The organism is Streptomyces torulosus (assembly GCF_001419765.1).
GTDB classification, from domain to species: Bacteria; Actinomycetota; Actinomycetes; order Streptomycetales; family Streptomycetaceae; genus Streptomyces; species Streptomyces torulosus.
This window is the reverse complement of the sequence record NZ_LIRK01000679.1, coordinates 1-2,248: the sequence shown is the minus strand read 5'-3', so window position 1 is coordinate 2,248 and position 2,248 is coordinate 1. Positions and strand designations below refer to the sequence as shown.

Sequence of the window (2,248 nt, the reverse complement as noted above, 5' to 3'; positions counted from 1 at the left end):
GGGTCACGGGGGTGCGGCCGGGGGGCTCGATGGGCCGTGAGGTGGTCCTGGTGGGGACCATCGGGCGGAGTCCGCTGATCGACGGGCTGGTGAGCGCGGGGAAGCTCGACGTCAGCGGGGTGCGGGGGAAGTGGGAGACCTCGTTGCAGACGGTCGTGGAGCGGCCGATGCCCGGGGTGGAGCGGGCCTTCGTGGTCGCGGGCAGCGATCCGCGCGGCACGATCTTCGGGGTATACGACGTGTCGTACGGCATCGGGGTCTCCCCCTGGTACTGGTGGGACGACGTGCCGCCGGTGCGCCGGGACGAGGTGTACGTGCTGCCGGGCCGGTACAGCCAGGGCACGCCGGCGGTGAAGTACCGGGGGGTCTTCATCAACGACGAGAACCCGGCGCTCGGGACCTGGGCGCCGGCGTTCTTCGGCCCCGGCAAGGCGCCCGGGTATCCCGGGGGGTTCACCGCCGACTTCTGGGCCAAGGTCTTCGAGGTGCTGCTCCGGCTGAAGGGGAACTACGTCTGGCCGGCGGTGTGGGGGCGGGCGTTCGCCGAGGACGACCCGGAGAACCACGCGCGCGCCAAGGAGTACGGGATTGTCATGGGCACGTCTCACGAGGCGCCCATGATGCGGGGCATCGAGGAGTGGAACCGCCATGCCGTGCCGGCGGTCAGGGACTCCTCCGGGGCGATCGTGACCCCCGGCCGCGACCCCTACGGGGGCACCGGGGAGTGGTCGTACCGGCGGAACGCCGAGGCCGTCCGGGCCTACTGGCGGGACGGCATCCGGCGCATGGTCGACGAGGACTTCGAGGGTGTCGTCACCCTGGGGATGCGGGGGAACGGCGACACGAGCCTGCCCGACGGCGACGGCATCGAGCTGATGACGGAGATCATCGCGACGCAGCGCCGGATCATCGAGGAGGTGACCGGGAGGCCGGCGGACGAGACCCCGCAGGTGTGGACCCTCTACAAGGAGGTCCAGCGGTACTGGGACCGGGGCCTCAGGGCGCCCGACGATGTGACGGTCGTCCTGACGGACGACAACTGGGGGAACATCCGTAAGCATCCCGACCCACGGGAGCCACGACCCGGGGGCTACGGGTTGTACTACCACTTCGACTATGTGGGCGTCGGCCGCAACTACAAGTGGGTCGACACGGCGAACCTCGCCAACCTCTGGGAGCAGCTCCACGCGGCCGACGCCTACGGCAACCACGGTCTGTGGGTGGCGAACGTCGGCGACCTGAAGGGGAACGAGCTGCCCACCGAGTTCTTCCTGAACTATGCCTGGAGGCCCGGCCGTTGGGGGCTGGAGAACCTGGAGGAGTGGGAGCGGGGGTTCGCCCGGCAGAACTTCGGCGGGCGGTTCGCCGCCGAGATCGCCGAGGTGCTGAGCGCGTACGGGCAGTTGCAGGCCCGCCGCAAGCCCGAGCTGCTGAACCGGCGGATCACCCTCGACCCGTCGCAGGACCCGACGAAGGACGAGCGGGCGATCGTCTACGACGACAAGGAGACGCCGTTCTTCTTCGGGCACCACGAGCTCGAGCGCGTCACCGAGGAGTGGCGCGCGCTGGCCCGGCGGACGGAGCGGCTGGGGCGGAAGCTGCCGGCCGGTGTCCAGGACGCGTGGTTCGAACTGGTCGGCTACCCGGTGCTGGCGACGGCGAACCTGTACGGGTTACGGGAGGACGAGTTCAAGAACCTGCTGTACGCGCGGCAGGGGCGGGCGGCGACGAACGACCGGGCGGCCGCCGCGGAGGCGGGCCTGGCCAGGGACTTCGCCCTCGCCGATCGCTTCAACACCGAGGTCGCCGACGGGAAGTGGCGGGGTTTCCAGACCCAGCCGCACATCGGGTACGGGGATGTCGAACGCTACGGCCCCAACGCGGGATGGCAGCAGCCGGAGAAGGACCACCAGGCGCTGCCGGACGAGATCTTCCCCAAGGTGCGGCGGATCGAGGTTCCGGAGGCCGCGGAACTGGGAGTCGCCGTCGACGGGGCGGACGACCGGGGGGCGTGGTGGCCGGGCAGCGCGTCCGGGGCGGCGGCCGTGCTCCCGGTGTTCAGCCCGTACCAGACGCGGCCCCGGCAGTACGTCGAGATCTTCAACCGGGGCCGTACGCCCTTCTCGTACCGCGTCGAGCCGTCGGTGCCGTGGCTGGTCGTGGACCGGTCGCGCGGCCGGGTCGACCAGCAGGTCCGGGTGGCCGTCCGGGTGGACTGGGCGGGGGTGCCGGCCGGCGGCGCGGAGGG

Annotated in this window: 1 protein-coding gene; it reads left to right on the top strand. The window is 71.4% G+C overall.

Annotation, left to right across the window (positions count from 1 at the left end):
- Positions 1-2,248: glycosyl hydrolase 115 family protein (locus tag AOK23_RS37195; protein WP_055716899.1), on the top strand; the 2,248-nt coding region annotated here is incomplete at both ends.